Raw genomic sequence first — 16,985 nt, forward strand, 5'->3', positions numbered from 1 at the left:
TTCGATAGGAGTCACTGCTGCCCACGTTTCGAACTCTTTTGTGACACAAGCGATGTGCCAAACGGCTTTTTGCTCAATTGGAGAGCGTCATCGGCACGGGCCAAGCGCAGCTCATCAATCAACGCAATGAGCTTCCGTGGATCATCGTTCTCGATCGGGGCGTCCTTGAATTGCTCGCGCAGGGATTCAAGCCTTCGCTGGTGAGCAAGCCACGCTATCGCTGCGCCAAGCGTGGTGCTTGCTTTCGATCCATCCGTCGATTGTCCAGGGCCGATGGGTTGCGCCGAAGTGGCGCTGTGCGACTTCCACGTTGGCTGCTCAATCGATTCGTCCGGCCCATAGAAGTGATCTTGCAGCAGCGTAACTGCGTCGAAATACTTCTCCGTGAGCTGCTCAACCTCCGGTGGCGATATGCCTTGACGCGACGTATATGCGCCAGGTGGTGCCGTGTGGCCGTTTTCAGGGTCGGTAAGGCCCGTCGCTATCCAAAAGGCGTACTTGGGCCACCGCCGGGACAGGGCCTCGATCATCACAGCGGTCGGCTTCTGCTTCCCCTTCGCCGCACTTTGCCAGTTGGTCGCCGGGATGCCGGTCCACTCCTCCAGCTCCTTATAGCGGCGTCGTTCGGACGTTACGGCCCGAAGTACGGCCAGCGTCCTGCTCGAAATGTCATGGCGCACGAATTTTCCCCTTGTAGACCCATGTCAAAGTGGGTATATTTCACATGGGTGTATTTCACCCACGCAAAATTTCCATCGATCTATTCTACCGTGCTAGCCGACGCGGAAACGACCTCAAAGGAAACCTCTATGAGCAAGCAAAAGCTGACCATTCTGAGCATCAACGTGCGCAGCGGCGTATCTCAAAAGACCCAGCGCCCGTACACCATCCGGGAAGCACAGTGCATCCTGGAACAGTCTGTGGACGGCGCATCAAACATCGTCGTCGGTGTCATCAATCTTCCCGAAGCCCTGGCTGACCGACCCGCCGGGGAATACCTTGCGGAATTCTCGCTCGCACAGGGCAATGGCCAAGACGCGGGGCGACTTGTGCCGCGCATTGTCTCCCTTGTGCCGTACGGAAACGTGCGCGCACAACCCAAACCTGACGCCAAGGCCGCATAAGGCGCAAATGGCTGCCGGGTCCATTCAAGCCGTGCTTGTCTGTGCACCAGCTCTGGTATCTGACCAAGTAACGGCAATTGATCAACAGATCTGTCCGCCTACCAACGGGCAGAGCTTCCATCTTCAGCAACAACAGGCATACGTACTTACGCCAGACAGTGCGGGGTACATCGACTCGATAGCTCAGCCGTTCGACTACATCGCTGCGGCTGGCTTTTGGGGCGTGGCGTTCACCACGATCATTTCGGTATGGCTGGTGAGCCACGGCGCGGGCGCGATTGTGAATTTCGTACGGCGCGCCTAGTTCATCGTCCGCGGCTAAGACCGCTTTTTTAGGAGTACGATATGAAAGAAAAACTGAAACAACTCAAGTCCATTGCAACTCATTCGGCAGTCGTGGCCGGTGTTGCATCTGCCATCGAAGCACACGCCGCAACGACCGCACCCGACTTCTCGACGCTCACGAGCGGCATTGACTTTTCGACCGTGACGACCGGCATTCTCGCTGTCGCTGCGACGGTGATCACCGTGTATATCGCAATCAAGGGCGCAAAAATCTTGATCGGCATGGTTCGCGGCGCGTAAGTCTCGGGCCACGCGGCATTGCGTTGCGGGGGCTGTCGCCCCCGTTTTCGTTGGGGGAGGCGTCGTGGATTCGAATAGCGCTTGGTATCTGGTGATGTTCATCTTCGGCATGGTCTGCGCGTGGGCCGTGATCGTCGGTTTCAAGGAGTCGTGATGCGGATCAGAAATGCGGTGTTGTTCGTCTCGCTCGGTTGTTTGCTTGGCGCGCAGGTCGCGCACGCTCAGGCGTTGCTGGCGCCGGTCGAGAACTTTGTCATCAATCGGGCGGAAGCGGCCATCATTTCTCGTGTGGCGATCTCGCGTGGATTCGCGGCCAATGATCCGCGTATTGCGGCGACGTTGGCTGGCATGGGGCAGGTTTCGACGGCGCTTAATGTTGTGAGTACGGGGGCTGCTGTGGGACTTGGATTCTTGGGTGCGCCAGTGTGGCTGACGATTGCGGCGGGAGTTGGCATTCTCGCTGCAGGGTCCGCTTTGTATGCGGGGAGCGTGTCGCTGTCGCGCTCGCTTGATGGCAAGACGATTTCGGCGAGCCAGCCTGCCCCCGCGTTGCCGGTCTATACCGGCCCGATGTACCAGCCGACGCCGCCCGTGGCTGGGGCGATGCAGTCGCCGTTCAATTACGGGGCAACCACGCTCGGGATGCAGGTGTACCGGACGAGTTCGTGCATGGCGAGTGATTCCAGTTGCGCGGGTTATCCAGCGTTACCTGCGTCCGGGACGAGCGGTTTGAATTTCGTGCGCAACTATGGCTCGTTGGCGCTGGTGGCAGCGAGCATTGGCGCGGTGCAGTCGTTCGATTTGTACGAGCAGCAATACAACTGCAACGGCGGCAGCACTGGCGGGCCGTCGATGATTGCGTCGTGTTCGGCGGTGCAAAGCGTGGCGGTGAATTTTCAGCCGAACGCTAACGGCACGTCGCAGACGCTGATGGAGAGCCGGACGATTACGCACATGGAATTCAACAGTGCGTCCGGTAATTTCGACATTCCAGTGACGCAGACCAACAGCCAGCCAGCGACGTGGTGGACGCCGGGGCCGGGGGTCGCGCCGATCAGCGGTAGCGATCTGTCGGCGATTTATCCGCAGTTGTCGCCGGCCTCGCTGAGTCAGCCGCTTGACCCGATGACGCTCGCGCAGCTCGCGAACCAGACGTGGCAGCAGGCAGCAAATCAACCGGGCTATCAGGGGCTTCCGTATTCGGTGACGCAGCCGATCAGCTATCAGGACGTTCAGCCGTGGGCGATGGCGAATCCGACTGCGGTGCCAAACATCGGCGACCTGTTCCGTCCGGCGACCGATCCAGGCGTGTCTACGGTGACGATCAGCCCGACCGTGCAGCCGGGGGATGTGTCAGCGCCAAATCCCGGCAGCAATCCGAGTGCGACGCCCGGCAGCAATGTGAATGTCGTCAATACGCCGAACGTGAATGTAGTCAACAAGGTGTCGGTGGACCTGGGTGCCGATCCGGGTGTGGCGCCGCCGTCGTTGGAAGCGACGCCGACGATTTCGATGATCCTGTCCCCGCTGTTGAACCTGCTACCAGACCTGAAGCACTGGTCGGTGCCTTCGCATGGTGCGGTTTGTCCGGAACCGTCATTTTCGGTGCTAGGTCATTCGTTCACGCTGACGGCACAGTGCGATCTAGCCGAGTCGAATCGCACGGCGATCTATACGGCGTTCGCGGCAATGTTCACGCTGGCCGCGCTTTTCATCGTGCTGCGCGCGTAAGGGAGAAGCATGTTTGCGATTCTGGTATCCGCGGCCAATGTTGCGCTCGGTTTTCTGCTGCGCTCGGTGATCGCGAAGTTCTTTCTATATTTCGCGCTGTACTTCTTCGTGACCGAAGCTGTGTCGCTGTTGCAGTCGGCAGGCATTTTGCCATCGGCGGCGTCGGTGGCCGGGGCGTTGGGCGCGATCGGCAATGACGTTTGGTATTTCCTCGATCTGTGTGCGTTCAGCTACGGCGCGCCGCTGCTAGTGTCGGCCTACGTGACGCGCTTCATTATTCGGCGTCTGCCGATCATCGGGTGACGTGATGGCGATAAATGCATATTGCGGTGTGCAGGGATCGGGTAAGTCGTATGAGGTCGTGCAGGGTCCGCTCCTTGACGCGATTGCCAGCGGGCGGCGTGTCGTTACCAACGTGGACGGCATTAACAACGAGCGCATTCACGAGTTTCTCGTTAGCAAGGGGCGCGGCGACGGCACTGCGTTCGGCGCAGTGGTGTACGTGCGTACCGATGACTTTTTGGTGCCCGCGTTCTTTCCGGTTGAGCATGAGTCGCCGGAGGGGGCGACTGTTACGCCGGGGTTCGTGCAGGCGGGCGATCTGGTGGTGGTAGACGAGGCGTGGAAGCTGTGGAACTCGGACAAGAAGATTTCCGATGAGCACATGGCATTTTTTCGCATGCACCGGCACTTCACGCACGCCGAGACTGGCGTGGCCTGCGACGTGGTGCTGATGGTACAGGACATTGGTGACCTGCATCGCAAGGTCAAGCCGGTCGTGGAGCTGTCGTTCCGGATGCATAAGCTCAAGTCGCTGGGGCTGTCGTCAGGCTACCGCGTCGAGCAGTACGAGGGGTGGAAGCAGAATAGCAAGACGCGGGTCGGCACCTACGTACGCAAGTACAGCAAGGAGATTTTTCCGCTTTACAAGAGCTATGCGGGCGTGGGTGGCAAGGAGGTGGTGGTCGACAAGCGGCAGAACATCCTGCGCAACAAGCGGATGTGGCTGATCGTAGCGCTACTGGCGGTGATGCCGGTCGTGTCGGTGCGGTTCCTCTGGTCGTTCTTCCATCGGGCCGCGCATGGTACGACGGCGGCCGCCACGACCCCTCAGGCGGCTGCGCCGAGCGCTACAGGGTCGGCGGGGATGTCCGGAGGCGCTGGAGGCGGTTCTAAGCCGTCGTTTTCGGAAAGTTGGCGCATCGTCGGGAGCTACAGCGGTCCGGGCCGCGCGTGGGTGGTGGTGGCTGATAGCTCGGGGCGGTTGCGGATGGAAAGCCCGTCTATGTTCCAAAACACCGGTGTGGTGCGAGTTGGGACGATCGATGGCGAGCAGGTGTCGACGTTTTCGGGTGCGAAGCTGTCCGTTGCCGGCGGTGTAGGGCTGGGCGGGGCAGCGAAATGAGGATTCTTTTCTCGGTGCTGCTCTTCGTTGCGGGCGCGAGCTGGGGTGCTGAGTCGCCGGTGCCGGCTTCGATGCCGCCGTTGCCATCCGTCGTGGGTCTGTCGGGCGGGGTTGGGCCGTTGCCTGCGCCGCCGCTGATGCCGTTGAAGATGGGCAATGCGAAGTCGGTCGATCTGCGTTTCGTCAACGTCGCTCAGGTGATCGATCTGGTGTATGCGGACATGCTGCAGTCGCAGTACGTGATTACGCCCGACGTGCTGGCGGATACGCGCACGGTGTCGTTTCGGTTCGACCGTTCCAAGGGCGACATTCGCGACGTGTTGGGCGACTTCCTTGCGTCGCTCGGGTTTGGCATGGTCACGAAAAATGGCGTCGATTACGTGTTCAAGCGCAAGGAAGACGACAAAAAGGAACCGGACAAGCAAGCGTTCGTTTACGTGCCGAAGTACCGGACTGCGGACTATCTCGCACGTCTGGTACAGCCGCTGTTTAGTGGTCAGTTCACGATGAACCGTGCGGTGCCTGCGCCTCCCGGTGCGCGGGCGAAATCAGATGCGCCGTCCACTTCAGCCGCAGCGATGGTCGATCAGTCATCGGACACGATGGTATTTCTCGGCTCGGAGAAGGAAATCGCGATGCTGAAGTCGGTGCTGCCGCAAGTCGACACCAAGACGGGCGAGGTGGCGATCCGAGCCTGGGTGTATGAGGTCTCGACTGAGAATGATCGTACGACGGGCTTCCAACTCGCGGCAAACCTGCTGGGGGGGCGTCTGGGGATTTCGCTCGGCGCAGGCACGGTGGATCAGAACGCGAACGCACTTCGGCTTCATACCGGCGTACTCGATGCGGCGATCGCGGCACTCGACTCGGACAGCCGATTTCACGTGGTCACGTCGCCGAACCTGCGCGTGGAGTCAGGCAAGCATGGGCGGTTGAACGTGGGCCAGTCGGTGCCGGTCATTGACTCGGTTTCGTACCCGAACTCAAGCGGTGCGCCGGTGCAGTCTGTGGCGTATCAGGACGCTGGGATCATTTTCGATGTGCAGCCGACCGTGCGTGGTGACGTGATCGATACCGATGTGACGGTCGAGATTTCGGACTTCCAGAAGACCAGTACGGGCGTCAATAACTCGCCGACCAAGAACACGCGCAAGTCCGAAACGAGCATGGCGCTGCGGGACGGCGAGGTAGTGGTGATGGGCGGGCTGAGCCAGGGGAAAGATTCGACGCTGACGAGCGGAATCCGCTGGCTACCGTCATTTCTGGACGGACGCAACGTCGTGCGCTCACGTTCAGACATCGTTTTGGTTTTGCAGGTATCGAAGATTTAAGGAGCGGAGTCGCAAACGATTGTGTGCTGATCGTAGCCGGACACGCATGCGCATGTGTCAAGGCTCGGCGCAGCCGACCGCGCAGCGGCTTGGCCTTGACGCAGGCTACACCGCCTCACGCTTCGGTGTGGGTTGTGACGGCCATGGGACGGCACAACCCATGCCGAACAGCGGCGGTGAACTGGGTAGCGAGCGAACGCTTCACGCGCCCGCCTGCCCGCAGCGAGCAGCGAGGACAGCCGGGCGCGCGAAGCGCGCCTAGATTTATATCAGGGACACTTAACGTATGAGGTTGAACGCAGGCCGCCGAACTCGCGTAGGAATTGGGACATAGCTTTGCCTAGAACTATGTTCGATACAGAACTTCAATCTCCAACGTAGTCCTGATCGATTTAACGCGACGAAAAAAAGCCCCGACCGCTGCAACGGTTCGAGGCTCTGACAACAGCATTACAAGGATGAGTTGCAATGCACGACGGCAGTATAGGAGATTTCTCGGCTTTTCGCCGGGAGTGGGTGGTCCGCGGTCGCAATTTCGGCGACGGACAAGTTGAAATCACGGCCACGCGGTTTGATCGCTACATGGGCGCGCAGCGCCTGAGTACGTTACCGCGTGCCAAGCGCGGGGAATCGGAGAATACCGAGCAGAACCTTATGGATGCCGCGAAGCGCGCGAAGCAGCAGGTTCGTCTTCGCTGTAAGGCGATTGGCGCAGACCGGATGATTACGCTGACCTATAGAGAAAACATGATTGATAAGGTCCGCCTCAAGAAGGATTTTGACGCGCTCCGCAGACGCCTCAGCCGGATTCAAGATTTTCAGTACGTGGCGGTAGCGGAGCGGCAAAAGCGTGGCGCGTGGCACCTACATGTTGCCGTGAAGGGCCGACAGAACTATCGAGTGCTGCGGTCGATCTGGCGACACATTGTCGGAGAAGACAACGGAAACATCGATGTCCGAAATCCGTTCCGACAAAAGGGGCTTAGGCACAAGCTTGCCTCGTATCTGAGCAAATACATAACGAAAGACTTCGCGGAGCACGCACTCAACGAGAAGCGATATTGGACGAGTCGAGGCGTGGAGGTACCAGCGCTGCATCCGATTGCTCACTTGGTTTTCAACGATGTCGTCGGGGCCATCAAGACTGCGTTTGAAGCTGCGAGCAAGGTAGGAGCAACTCTAGATCGGTGCCAGACATACTGGAACGAAGAACTTGGTTGCTTCTGGTTATCAACAATGGAGGCTTGACGTGACAGACATGTTTTTGTCTCCACTTGAATTAGCAGTACTTACCGGTAGAAAGGTCAAGTCCAAGCAAGTGGAAGCTCTTCGACGCATGGGCGTACCGTTTTTCATCAATGCTTGCGGACGCGCCGTCGTTGCTCGGTCTGCTATCGAGGGGCGCACGAGCATTGTAGGTCGATCGGAAGGCGGTACTCGCTCCGGTTGGAGCCCCGCTGTTCTAGGAGGATGATGGGTGGGACGCAGGCCAACAAAGAATCTCCATTTGCCGCCCCGAATGCGGTTAAAGCAAAAGTTGCGCGGCAAGACATACTATTACTATGACATGGGAGGCAAACCGCGTCGCTGGATTGCCCTCGGATCGGATTTTGTGGAGGCTCTGCGCAGGTATGCTGACCTGGAGCAGGGCAACCGCGATAAGCTGGCTATGATCACGTTCAGACACGTTGCTCAACGTTATCAGTGTGAGGTGCTACCAAAGAAAGCCCGAGAAACGCAGCGCACAAACATGATTCAACTAGAACGGCTCTTTGAGTTTTTTGACAACCCTCCGGCGTTGCTCGATGAGATAAAGCCGATTCACATTCGTAAGTACCTTGACTGGCGTCGCTCGTATCCGGTGGCTGCGAATCGGGAGGTCGCACTGTTTTCCCACATCTTCAACATGGCGCGGGAATGGGGAGCGACCGACCAACCGAATCCGTGTATGGGAATCAGGAAACACAAGGAGGTTGGTCGGGACGTCTACGTCGACGATCACCTTTATCGTTTGCTGTGGAACAAGGCGGACCAAGCGCTTCGCGATGCGATGGATTTGGCGTATCTGACAGGACAAAGGCCTGCGGATGTACTCAAAATTGACGAGCGCCACATTCGAGACGGGGTAGTCGAAGTACGGCAAAACAAAACGCGCACCGTCTTACGAATTGAAATAAGCGGCGAACTGGCGACGCTCTTGAGCCGCATCGCCGTACGGAAAGCGTCCTACAAGATAAGGTCGACTGCGTTGATTGTCGATGAGGCGGGCCGTCCTCTTGGTAGCGCGGGGCTACGTTTCAGGTTCGACCGCGCGAGAGAAGCCGCAGGAATTGAAAAATCAGCGTTCCAATTCCGCGACTTACGCGCGAAGGCCGGGACTGACAAGGAGGCATTTAGTGATATCCGCGAGGCTCAAGCATTGCTCGGACATGGCAGTGTCGCCATGACCGAGCATTACGTAAGAAAGCGAGGGAAGAGAGTTACGCCGACAAAATAAACCACTACTGCCCTTCTACTTGTTTTACAAAATTCTGAACCAGCTTAACAATCGTCTCAACCTTAAATGTGTAAGCATCAAGCCGTGACTTATCCTCTGAAGCGTTCAATTTTGTCGGCTTTTTTGGCAATTTAGCGAGCGCAACCAGAAAATTTGACCAAACCAATCTTTTATCTCTTGGGTCGTCTAATTGCACATTGAGAAACGTGGCCTTATTCTCGATATTCAGCAAGGCACCCATAATCTTCTTTGAACCGTCATCTGAAAACGAATTTGCCGCCGCCGAAGTCATGTCAAATAAATCTTTAGTCGTCTTGACAACACCGGTTCGAGCTTCGGAGCGCGTGAGGCTTTTACGAGGAGCTTTCGACAGAAACAACCCCTCTAACACGCACGCATCCGCAAGCATTTTTGATGACACATAAAGTGCATTAAGCGCACTCATGAATCCATCTGACAAATCACCTATCGCATCAGTCAAAGAGCCGTAAACGGTTGCATAGACCTTCACCGAACCGTCTTTGGTTTTTACCTCGGGAACAATCGACGACGACATCATTAATTTCGCCCGACTTTCCTGATACGTGCGCAGCGCCAGTTCGAATTCCGTCTTTTCCTCTGGGGTCAGGGATTTTCTTTGAATATGCGCGTAGCCCTGCGACAGAATCGTCTTTCTTACATAATCCGCCATCTTACTGCTCCCCGAATTCAGCCAGATTACTTTTCTCGATAGTGGTAAAAAACTTCTTGACCAACTCCATCCGCTCAGTTCCGCCCTGTCGACGATCCAAAATATTGATAATGATACGAGATAGATTCATTAACATGAGCGTCTCGTATGCATACCCCATGAATTCTTCGAATCGACTAGAAGCAAAAAGCGCTGAATTCCCGCGATTGAAATTCAACGAATATGCCATCGCGTAACGCCGAAATTGCTTTTCGACGTCATCCTCGACCAAGCCAAGCAGGTAGACTGACGACAAATAGGAATCGAGAGATGGAATGGATGATATATTGTAGTTAAAATCATCCAACAATGTTGGATCAGATAGCTCACCGATCGTTTTGAACACCATTGACGAATCATTGATTCGCACGGGACAATTCTTTGAAGCCAGATGAAGCTCGAGGGCTTTTGCGAATATATCCAAACAGGCATCGGCAGCACTCGCGATTCCGCCAAGGAAGGCAGACGCTTTACGAACCGGCAACATCATCCAAAATGCGGCACGATGATTTAGGATCTTGAGAACCGGCGATTCGTAACTATCGTGATTCGTTTCGTACTCGGCCAGTTTTTCGACGAGAAATCGCTCTAGATCACGCGTTGCAGTAAGACTATATGGGTGAGTGTAAAGACCACTTACATCAAAAATCTTTTTATTCGTGCTGCTCTCTTCCCGAATCAAGATCGTCGGTTTCGGCGATGTGGCCAATCGCAACCCAAGTTCGAACATCACGTTAGGGTTAGCAGCCTCCCCGGACAGATCGCAAATCACCACGTCAGCTTTAGCGATGTCCTCGATAATCGTGTCGAGGATCGTAAACGAGTTACCGGATCGGTGGACAACGTACTCGCTGGCCAACCCTCTGGCTGATTCGATTGGGTGTTTGATGTAGTCGTTGAAGAAACTGGTGAGCGACGATTCGTTGCGAGAATTCGCAGTTACGAACGGCATAATTACGAAGATCTTTTTCTTTGTCATGCGCCTCTCCGTTGTCACCACACGCGCTGCATCCATGCCGGACAGACGGCCCCCTAGATGCAGCTGCCCCGCGCTTCGCTTATCTCGATTGTAGAACGACCAAGCGTTTGTAGACCAAAAAAAGGGCCCGCGCTATTGCGCGAGCCCTTTTACAGATTGGTGCCGGCTGCAGGACTCGAACCCGCCACCTGATGATTACAAATCAACTGCTCTACCAGATGAGCTAAGCCGGCGTAGCGCGAGATTCTACCTCATTTCACGATCTTGAGGCGAGGTCTGCTGCCGCCTTTCGAGCCGTCGCCGTCGGTTTTCGGCGGTTCGTCGGCCCCTTCGGACGGCTCCTCGTTCGCGCCGCTGTCGGCGACCGGCGCCAACGGCGAGACGGACTCGTCGCGCTGCGCGTCATCGGCCGGCACGGCGTCATCGTCGAACGCGCCCGAATCCTCGCCTTCGCCTGCGACCGCATCGACCTGGAACGCCATGCCCTGCCCGTTCTCGCGCGCATAGATCGCGAGCACGTTGGCAACCGGAATCTCGATCTTGTGCGCCTTCCCGGAGAACCGGGCCGTGAACTCGATCCACTCGTTGCCCATCTGCAACTGGCTCGTCGCCTCGAAGCTGATGTTGAGCACGATCTCGCCGTCACGCACGAACTGACGCGGCACGCGCGTCGAGTTGTCGACCCTCACCGCGATATGCGGCGTGTAACCGTTATCGGTGCACCACTCGTACAACGCGCGCAGCAGATAAGGCTTCGTTGAAATCTCTTGCATCACAATCCTCGAACCCGGAGCGGGCACGCGGCACGCCGCGCCGCCCGCTCCGTCATGCCTTCATTGCAACGTTAACGACGCATGACCTTTTCGGACGGCGTCAGTGCTTCGATGTAGGCCGGACGGCTGAAGATCCGCTCGGCATACTTCATCAGCGGCGCGGCGTTCTTCGACAGCTCGATCCCGTAGTGATCCAGGCGCCACAGCAGCGGTGCGATCGCGACGTCGAGCATCGAGAACTCCTCGCCGAGCATGTACTTGTTCTTCACGAAGATCGGCGCGAGCTGCGTCAGGCGATCGCGGATCGCGAGGCGAGCCTTCTCGTGATTCTTCTCCGCCGCCTTGCCCTTCTCGTTCTCGAGCGTGCTGACGTGGACGAACAGTTCCTTCTCGAAGTTGAGCAGGAACAGGCGCGCACGCGCGCGCTGCACCGGGTCGGCCGGCATCAGTTGCGGGTGCGGGAAGCGCTCGTCGATGTACTCGTTGATGATGTTCGATTCGTACAGGATCAGGTCGCGCTCGACCAGGATCGGCACCTGACCGTACGGGTTCATCACCGAAATGTCTTCCGGCTTGTTGAACAGGTCGACGTCACGGATTTCGAAGTCCATGCCCTTCTCGAACAGCACCAGCCGGCAACGCTGGGAGAACGGGCAAGTTGTGCCGGAATACAGAACCATCATATTTGCGTTTCCTCAAAAAAGCCGAGGGCCGGCACGCGGCGAAACCCCTTTCACGGGTTCCGCCTTGCGCCGGCCCCACGCCGGTCAGGCGTGTTTACTTGATATCTTTCCAGTACGCGGCATTCAGCCGCCAAGCCAGGAAAGTCAGGACACCGAGAAAGATCAGCACCCACACGCCGAGGCGCTTGCGGGTCTGCTGGGCCGGCTCGGACATCCACGTCATATAGGCCACCAGGTCGGCCACCGCAGCATCGTAGTCGGGCGACGACAGCGTCCCCGGCGTGACCTGCTGGAAGCCGACGAGCGTGTGGACCTTCTCGCCCGTCTCCTCGTCCGTCTTGTCTTCGAATTTGGCTACGCGTTGCCCCTGCAGTTGCCACAACACATGGGGCATGCCGACGTTCTCGAACACCGCGTTGTTCCAGCCGGTCGGCCGCGTATCGTCGCGGTAGAAGCTGCGCAGATACGTGTACAGCCAGTCGCGGCCGCGCGCGCGCTCCTCGACCGACAGGTCGGGCGGCGTGGTGCCGAGCCAGTTCTTCGCGTCGTCGGGCCGCATCGCGACGGACATCGTGTTCCCGACCTTGTCGGTCGTGAACAGGAGATTCTTTTCGATCTCCTTCTGGGATATGCCCAGATCCGTCAGACGGTTGTAGCGCATCAGGTTCGCGCTGTGGCAGTTCAGGCAATAGTTTACAAACAATTGCGCGCCGTGCTGAAGCGAAACGAGATTTTCCGTGTTATCGGGCGCCCGGTCGAGCGGAAAATTACCCTCCGCCCGCGCGGCCGGCACCGCCAGCAACGCACAGGCGGTCGCCCCGATCAGCGCGAGCGTCGAAAGCAGTTTCTTCATGTCGTTCTCTCCTCGCTCACGTTAATGGGGCTTGAAGCGCACCCGTTCCGGCGGCTGCTTGAACGTGCCAAGCGGCGTCCAGACGGGCATGCCGAGGAAGAACGCGAAGTAGATCAACGCACAGGCCTGCGCGATCAGCGTCGCCGCCGGCGATGGCGGGCGCGTGCCGAGGAACGCGAGGGTCAGGAACGCCGCGACGAAGATCCCGAGGAACACCTTGTGGAACAGCGGCCGGTAGCGGATCGACTTCACCGGGCTGCGGTCGAGCCACGGCAGGAAGAACAGCGTGATCACCGCCGACCCCATCACGACGACGCCCCAGAACTTCGACTCCGTCAGGTACATGAACACGACGATCGCGGCGGCGAGCACCGGCAACCCGACCTTCCACTTGCCGCGCGCGCGGATCAGCGCGAGCACGCCGAGCAGCGCGATCACGATCATCAGCACGATCTTGAACGGGTCGGTGGTCGCGCGCAGCATCGCGTAGAACGCGGTGAAGTACCAGACCGGCGCGATCTCGGGCGGCGTCTGCAGCGGGTTCGCCGGGACGAAGTTGTTCGCCTCGAGGAAGTAGCCGCCCATCTCCGGCGAGAAGAACACGATCAGCGCGAACACCATCAGGAACACGCACACGCCGAGGAAGTCGTGCACCGAGTAGTACGGGTGGAACGGGATGCCGTCGAGCGGGATGCCGTTCTCGTCCTTCTTCGCCTTGATCTCGATGCCGTCCGGGTTGTTCGACCCGACTTCGTGCAACGCAACGAGGTGCGCGACGACGAGCCCGACCAGCACGAGCGGAATCGCGATCACGTGGAACGCGAAGAAGCGGTTCAGCGTGACGTCGGACACGACGTAGTCGCCGCGAATCCACAGCGACAGGTCCGGGCCGACGAACGGGATCGCCGAGAACAGGTTCACGATCACCTGCGCGCCCCAGAACGACATCTGGCCCCACGGCAGCAGATAGCCGAAGAACGCCTCGGCCATCAGGCACAGGAAGATCGCGCAGCCGAAGATCCACACGAGCTCGCGCGGCTTGCGGTACGACCCGTACAGCAGCCCGCGGAACATGTGCAGGTAGACGACCACGAAGAACATCGATGCACCGGTCGAGTGCATGTAGCGGATCAGCCAGCCCCACGGCACCTCGCGCATGATGTACTCGACCGACGCGAACGCGAGCGTCGAGTCGGGCTTGTAGTTCATCGTCAGGAAGATGCCCGTGACGATCTGGTTGACGAGCACCAGCAGCGCGAGGGAGCCGAAGAAGTACCAGAAGTTGAAGTTCTTCGGCGCGTAGTATTCGGATACGTGCTTCTTCCAGGTGGACGTGAGCGGGAAGCGCTGATCGATCCAGCCGGTGAAACCTGTCGTGGAGACTTCCTTGTTGTCGACGGCCATCACGCTTCTCCTTTCTCGTCCTTGCCGATCACGAGGGTCGTCGCCGACGTGAACATGTAGGGCGGGATGTCGAGATTCTGAGGCGCCGGCTTGTTCTTGAACACGCGGCCGGCGAGGTCGTAGGTCGAACCGTGACACGGGCACAGGAAACCGCCCGGCCAGTCGTCCGGCAGGTTCGGCTGCGGACCCGGCGTGAAGCGTTGGCTAGGCGTGCAGCCGAGGTGCGTGCACACGGCCATCACGACGAGAATGTTCTTGCGATCGGCCCGCGCGCGATATTCGTTCGCGCAATACGCGGGCAACGGCATCGAATACGGGGATTTCGTGGTCGGATCGGCCACTTCCTTGTCGGCCTTGACCACGTCGGCCAGCATCGAATCGGTGCGATTGAGGATCCAGACGGGTTTGCCGCGCCACGGCACGGTGACCATTTCGCCGGGCTTCAGGCCGCTGATATCGACCTCGACCGGTGCACCGGCCGCTTTCGCTTTCGCGGACGGCGCGAGCGACGCCGCGAAAGGTATGACGGTGGCTACGCCTCCTACGCCACCTGCTACGGATGTCGCAATCAGCCAGGTACGGCGGCCGCTGTCGACGCGTTTCTCTTCCTTGTCTCGCATCACACGCCCCACTTCTGAGTTGGATTTTCCGTCACGACTTTTCATTCCGCCGCTAGTTTGCGCGAATGGAGTCGCCATTTACAAGGCCCGGCGATGAAAATCCCTTCGAAGTGATTGATAGTTAAGGGTTATCCCCCACTATCGGAGCGATTAAATCATTTCTCTTTTAAGCGGATGCTACATTGTCGAATTTCGATGCGCTGCCGCAAATCCGTCGCTCAGACCGGATTATGAATATCGATAAAAAGGTGTTCGAGATCGAATTCTTCGGACAAGTGGCGTCCCAGCGCCTGAATTCCGTAGCGCTCGGTCGCATGGTGCCCCGCCGCAACGAACGCGACACCGCTCTCCGCCGCCGCGTGCGTGGTCGATTCGGACACCTCGCCGGTCAGGAACACGTCCGCGCCGGCATCGATCGCCGCGTCGAAATAGCTCTGCGCGGCGCCCGTGCACCACGCGATGCGGCGCAGTTGCGTGTCCGGGTCGCCCAGCACGAGCGGCGTGCGGCCGAGCGTGCGCTCCACCTTCGCGACGAAGTGCTCGAGCGTGACGGGCATCGGCAGCGTCGCCATCCAGCCCAGGTCGCCTTCGCCGAAACGCTGCTCGCCGATCAGGCCGAGCTTTTCGCCGAGCTGCGCGTTGTTGCCGAACTCGGGATGCGCGTCCAGCGGCAAGTGAAACGCGAACAGGTTCAGGTCGTTCGCGAGCAGCAGCTTCAGGCGCTGATACTTGCGGCCGGTGATCTGCGGCGCCTCGTTGCGCCAGAAATAGCCGTGATGGACGAGCACGGCATCCGCCCCCCATTCGAGCGCGGCTTCGAGGAGCGCGACCGACGCCGTCACGCCGGTGGCGATCTTCTCGATCTTGCGACGCCCTTCGACCTGGAGGCCGTTCGGGCAATAGTCCTTGAAGCGCGCGGTTTCAAGGGTATTGTTCAAGTACAATTCAAGTTCGATCCGATCCATATAAACCTCTAATCCATTCAGATGCTTAGACGCTTCTGGCTGTTCTTCGCGCAGGCGGTGACCGTACTGCTCGCGCTGATGTTCATCGTCGTGACGCTCAAGCCGCAATGGCTGCAACGGCAAGGACAGCTCGGCAAGCAGCTCGCCACGCCGATCGTCGCGCTGCGCGAAGTCGCGCCGGGCATCGGCGGCGCACCGGCGACCACGTCGTATGCCGAAGCCGCGCAGAAGGCGATGCCGGCCGTCGTCAACGTGTTCTCCAGCAAGGACGGCTCGCTGCCGCCCGACCCGCGCGCAAAGGATCCGCTGTTCCGTTACTTCTTCGGCGACCGCAACGCCCGCAAGCAGCAGGACGAGCCGGCCGCCAACCTCGGCTCCGGCGTCATCGTGAGCCCTGAAGGTTACATTCTAACGAACCAGCACGTCGTGGACGGCGCCGACCAGATCGAAGTCGCGCTCGCCGACGGCCGCACGGCCACCGCGAAAGTGATCGGCAGCGATCCCGAAACCGATCTCGCGGTGCTGAAGATCAACATGACGAATCTGCCGACGATCACGCTCGGCCGCTCCGACCAGTCGCGCGTCGGCGACGTCGTGCTCGCGATCGGCAACCCGTTCGGCGTCGGCCAGACGGTGACGATGGGGATCATCAGCGCGCTCGGCCGCAACCACCTCGGCATCAACACGTTCGAGAACTTCATCCAGACCGACGCGCCGATCAACCCCGGCAATTCCGGCGGCGCACTGGTCGACGTGAACGGCAACCTGCTCGGCATCAACACGGCGATCTACTCGCGCTCGGGCGGCTCGCTCGGCATCGGCTTCGCGATTCCGGTGTCGACCGCGCGCACGGTGCTCGAAAGCATCATCACGACCGGCTCGGTCACGCGCGGCTGGATCGGCGTCGAGCCGCAGGACGTCACGCCGGAAATCGCCGAGTCGTTCGGGCTCCAGCAGAAATCGGGCGCGATCGTCGCGGGCGTGCTGCAGGGCGGCCCCGCCGACAAGGCCGGCATCAAGCCGGGCGACATCCTGGTGAGCGTCAACGGCGAGGACATCACCGACACGACGAAGCTGCTGAACGTCGTCGCGCAAATCAAGCCGGGCACGCCGACCAAGGTGCACGTCGTCCGCAAGGGCAAGCAGTTCGACGTGAACGTCGTGATCGGCAAGCGTCCGCCGCCGCCGAAGCAGACGCTCGACGAGCAGGACAGCGACACCGAATGAGGCGCGGCGGGCGGCACGCCGCTTTCCGTTCGCGATGCGATTTGATGCGGCGCGGAAATGAAAAAGGGCAGCCGGCTG

General features: G+C 59.2%; 20 protein-coding genes and 1 tRNA gene. 11 read left to right on the forward strand and 10 right to left on the reverse strand.

What is annotated here, in order from left to right:
* Window positions 1-11 precede the first annotated feature (11 nt).
* Window positions 12-680 carry a hypothetical protein gene (locus tag WT53_RS17155; RefSeq protein WP_060260788.1) on the reverse strand — a complete coding sequence of 223 codons (669 nt, stop codon included), beginning with the start codon at window positions 678-680 and terminating at the stop codon, window positions 12-14.
* Window positions 681-809: 129 nt separating this feature from the next.
* On the opposite strand from WT53_RS17155, the gene WT53_RS17160 reads away from it, so the two are divergent.
* The 10 genes from WT53_RS17160 to WT53_RS17200 all read left to right on the forward strand — a co-directional run bounded on the left by WT53_RS17160 (window position 810) and on the right by WT53_RS17200 (window position 8,673).
* Window positions 810-1,124 (forward strand): hypothetical protein, encoded by a 315-nt coding sequence (locus tag WT53_RS17160; protein WP_060260895.1) that lies wholly within the window; start codon window positions 810-812, stop codon window positions 1,122-1,124.
* Between the two features lie 7 nt (window positions 1,125-1,131).
* Window positions 1,132-1,428 (forward strand): hypothetical protein, encoded by a 297-nt coding sequence (locus tag WT53_RS17165; RefSeq protein WP_257127843.1) that lies wholly within the window; start codon window positions 1,132-1,134, stop codon window positions 1,426-1,428.
* A 41-nt stretch (window positions 1,429-1,469) separates the two neighbouring features.
* A complete protein-coding gene (locus WT53_RS17170) occupies window positions 1,470-1,709 on the forward strand; it encodes a major capsid protein (RefSeq protein WP_060260791.1) in 240 nt (79 codons plus the stop codon).
* A 153-nt stretch (window positions 1,710-1,862) separates the two neighbouring features.
* Window positions 1,863-3,440: a hypothetical protein gene (locus WT53_RS33550; RefSeq protein WP_156447889.1), complete on the forward strand. Its 1,578-nt coding sequence runs from the start codon at window positions 1,863-1,865 to the stop codon at window positions 3,438-3,440.
* A 9-nt stretch (window positions 3,441-3,449) separates the two neighbouring features.
* Complete coding sequence (locus tag WT53_RS17180; protein ID WP_060260799.1) at window positions 3,450-3,743, forward strand: hypothetical protein; 294 nt, start codon at window positions 3,450-3,452, stop codon at window positions 3,741-3,743.
* 4 nt (window positions 3,744-3,747) lie between these two features.
* A complete protein-coding gene (locus tag WT53_RS17185; protein ID WP_060260804.1) occupies window positions 3,748-4,845 on the forward strand; it encodes a zonular occludens toxin domain-containing protein in 1,098 nt (365 codons plus the stop codon).
* Window positions 4,842-6,176 carry a type II secretion system protein GspD gene (locus WT53_RS17190; RefSeq protein WP_060260807.1) on the forward strand — a complete coding sequence of 445 codons (1,335 nt, stop codon included), beginning with the start codon at window positions 4,842-4,844 and terminating at the stop codon, window positions 6,174-6,176. The genes WT53_RS17185 and WT53_RS17190 overlap by 4 nt, the downstream gene beginning before the upstream one ends.
* 468 nt (window positions 6,177-6,644) lie before the next feature.
* A complete protein-coding gene (locus WT53_RS17195; protein ID WP_060260811.1) occupies window positions 6,645-7,424 on the forward strand; it encodes a hypothetical protein in 780 nt (259 codons plus the stop codon).
* Window positions 7,425-7,434: 10 nt separating this feature from the next.
* Entirely contained in the window at window positions 7,435-7,650 is a 216-nt protein-coding gene (locus WT53_RS32525) for a DUF4224 domain-containing protein (protein ID WP_082727505.1), read from the forward strand.
* A gap of 45 nt (window positions 7,651-7,695) precedes the next feature.
* Window positions 7,696-8,673 (forward strand): tyrosine-type recombinase/integrase, encoded by a 978-nt coding sequence (locus WT53_RS17200; RefSeq protein ID WP_218921413.1) that lies wholly within the window; start codon window positions 7,696-7,698, stop codon window positions 8,671-8,673.
* 4 nt (window positions 8,674-8,677) lie between these two features.
* Here the strand turns inward: WT53_RS17200 and WT53_RS33555 are convergent, their stop codons facing one another.
* The 9 genes from WT53_RS33555 to WT53_RS17235 form a co-directional block, all read right to left on the reverse strand.
* A complete protein-coding gene (locus WT53_RS33555) occupies window positions 8,678-9,364 on the reverse strand; it encodes a hypothetical protein (protein ID WP_156447890.1) in 687 nt (228 codons plus the stop codon).
* 1 nt (window position 9,365) lies between these two features.
* Window positions 9,366-10,382 (reverse strand): hypothetical protein, encoded by a 1,017-nt coding sequence (locus WT53_RS33560; RefSeq protein ID WP_156447891.1) that lies wholly within the window; start codon window positions 10,380-10,382, stop codon window positions 9,366-9,368.
* Between the two features lie 157 nt (window positions 10,383-10,539).
* Window positions 10,540-10,615: transfer RNA gene (locus WT53_RS17205), tRNA-Thr, on the reverse strand.
* 18 nt (window positions 10,616-10,633) lie between these two features.
* Window positions 10,634-11,155, reverse strand: a complete 522-nt coding sequence (locus tag WT53_RS17210) for a ClpXP protease specificity-enhancing factor (protein WP_027809263.1) — start codon at window positions 11,153-11,155, stop codon at window positions 10,634-10,636.
* 71 nt (window positions 11,156-11,226) lie between these two features.
* A complete protein-coding gene (locus WT53_RS17215) occupies window positions 11,227-11,838 on the reverse strand; it encodes a glutathione S-transferase N-terminal domain-containing protein (protein WP_006400565.1) in 612 nt (203 codons plus the stop codon).
* 94 nt (window positions 11,839-11,932) lie between these two features.
* A complete protein-coding gene (locus WT53_RS17220; protein WP_034209787.1) occupies window positions 11,933-12,691 on the reverse strand; it encodes a cytochrome c1 in 759 nt (252 codons plus the stop codon).
* 21 nt (window positions 12,692-12,712) lie between these two features.
* On the reverse strand, window positions 12,713-14,095 hold the full coding sequence (locus WT53_RS17225; protein ID WP_034209786.1) for a cytochrome bc complex cytochrome b subunit: 1,383 nt from the start codon (window positions 14,093-14,095) through the stop codon (window positions 12,713-12,715).
* Window positions 14,095-14,715, reverse strand: coding sequence for a ubiquinol-cytochrome c reductase iron-sulfur subunit (gene petA, locus WT53_RS17230; protein WP_034209785.1), 621 nt, complete (start codon window positions 14,713-14,715; stop codon window positions 14,095-14,097). The genes WT53_RS17225 and petA overlap by 1 nt, the downstream gene beginning before the upstream one ends.
* Before the next feature lie 218 nt (window positions 14,716-14,933).
* Complete coding sequence (locus WT53_RS17235) at window positions 14,934-15,680, reverse strand: Nif3-like dinuclear metal center hexameric protein (RefSeq protein WP_034209784.1); 747 nt, start codon at window positions 15,678-15,680, stop codon at window positions 14,934-14,936.
* Window positions 15,681-15,701: 21 nt separating this feature from the next.
* Here WT53_RS17235 and WT53_RS17240 point away from each other — a divergent pair, with 21 nt between their 5' ends.
* Window positions 15,702-16,907 (forward strand): Do family serine endopeptidase, encoded by a 1,206-nt coding sequence (locus WT53_RS17240; protein WP_034209783.1) that lies wholly within the window; start codon window positions 15,702-15,704, stop codon window positions 16,905-16,907.
* The last annotated feature ends 78 nt before the right edge of the window (window positions 16,908-16,985 follow it).

Origin of the sequence: Burkholderia sp. MSMB2157WGS (assembly GCF_001532755.1) — a bacterium.
Classification (GTDB): Bacteria; Pseudomonadota; Gammaproteobacteria; order Burkholderiales; family Burkholderiaceae; genus Burkholderia.

What these genes read in the sequence shown, in the direction of transcription:
- WT53_RS17235 (WP_034209784.1), bottom strand. Translation starts at nt 15,680, where the DNA reads ATGGATCGGATCGAACTTGAATTGTACTTGAACAATACCCTTGAAACC.
- WT53_RS32525 (WP_082727505.1), top strand. Translation starts at nt 7,435, where the DNA reads ATGTTTTTGTCTCCACTTGAATTAGCAGTACTTACCGGTAGAAAGGTC.
- WT53_RS17185 (WP_060260804.1), top strand. Translation starts at nt 3,748, where the DNA reads ATGGCGATAAATGCATATTGCGGTGTGCAGGGATCGGGTAAGTCGTAT.
- WT53_RS17220 (WP_034209787.1), bottom strand. Translation starts at nt 12,691, where the DNA reads ATGAAGAAACTGCTTTCGACGCTCGCGCTGATCGGGGCGACCGCCTGT.
- WT53_RS33555 (WP_156447890.1), bottom strand. Translation starts at nt 9,364, where the DNA reads ATGGCGGATTATGTAAGAAAGACGATTCTGTCGCAGGGCTACGCGCAT.
- WT53_RS17170 (WP_060260791.1), top strand. Translation starts at nt 1,470, where the DNA reads ATGAAAGAAAAACTGAAACAACTCAAGTCCATTGCAACTCATTCGGCA.
- WT53_RS17210 (WP_027809263.1), bottom strand. Translation starts at nt 11,155, where the DNA reads ATGCAAGAGATTTCAACGAAGCCTTATCTGCTGCGCGCGTTGTACGAG.
- WT53_RS17180 (WP_060260799.1), top strand. Translation starts at nt 3,450, where the DNA reads ATGTTTGCGATTCTGGTATCCGCGGCCAATGTTGCGCTCGGTTTTCTG.
- WT53_RS17160 (WP_060260895.1), top strand. Translation starts at nt 810, where the DNA reads ATGAGCAAGCAAAAGCTGACCATTCTGAGCATCAACGTGCGCAGCGGC.
- WT53_RS17200 (WP_218921413.1), top strand. Translation starts at nt 7,696, where the DNA reads ATGCGGTTAAAGCAAAAGTTGCGCGGCAAGACATACTATTACTATGAC.
- WT53_RS17195 (WP_060260811.1), top strand. Translation starts at nt 6,645, where the DNA reads ATGCACGACGGCAGTATAGGAGATTTCTCGGCTTTTCGCCGGGAGTGG.
- WT53_RS17190 (WP_060260807.1), top strand. Translation starts at nt 4,842, where the DNA reads ATGAGGATTCTTTTCTCGGTGCTGCTCTTCGTTGCGGGCGCGAGCTGG.
- WT53_RS33550 (WP_156447889.1), top strand. Translation starts at nt 1,863, where the DNA reads ATGCGGATCAGAAATGCGGTGTTGTTCGTCTCGCTCGGTTGTTTGCTT.
- WT53_RS17225 (WP_034209786.1), bottom strand. Translation starts at nt 14,095, where the DNA reads ATGGCCGTCGACAACAAGGAAGTCTCCACGACAGGTTTCACCGGCTGG.
- WT53_RS17240 (WP_034209783.1), top strand. Translation starts at nt 15,702, where the DNA reads ATGCTTAGACGCTTCTGGCTGTTCTTCGCGCAGGCGGTGACCGTACTG.
- petA (WP_034209785.1), bottom strand. Translation starts at nt 14,715, where the DNA reads ATGCGAGACAAGGAAGAGAAACGCGTCGACAGCGGCCGCCGTACCTGG.
- WT53_RS17165 (WP_257127843.1), top strand. Translation starts at nt 1,132, where the DNA reads ATGGCTGCCGGGTCCATTCAAGCCGTGCTTGTCTGTGCACCAGCTCTG.
- WT53_RS33560 (WP_156447891.1), bottom strand. Translation starts at nt 10,382, where the DNA reads ATGACAAAGAAAAAGATCTTCGTAATTATGCCGTTCGTAACTGCGAAT.
- WT53_RS17215 (WP_006400565.1), bottom strand. Translation starts at nt 11,838, where the DNA reads ATGATGGTTCTGTATTCCGGCACAACTTGCCCGTTCTCCCAGCGTTGC.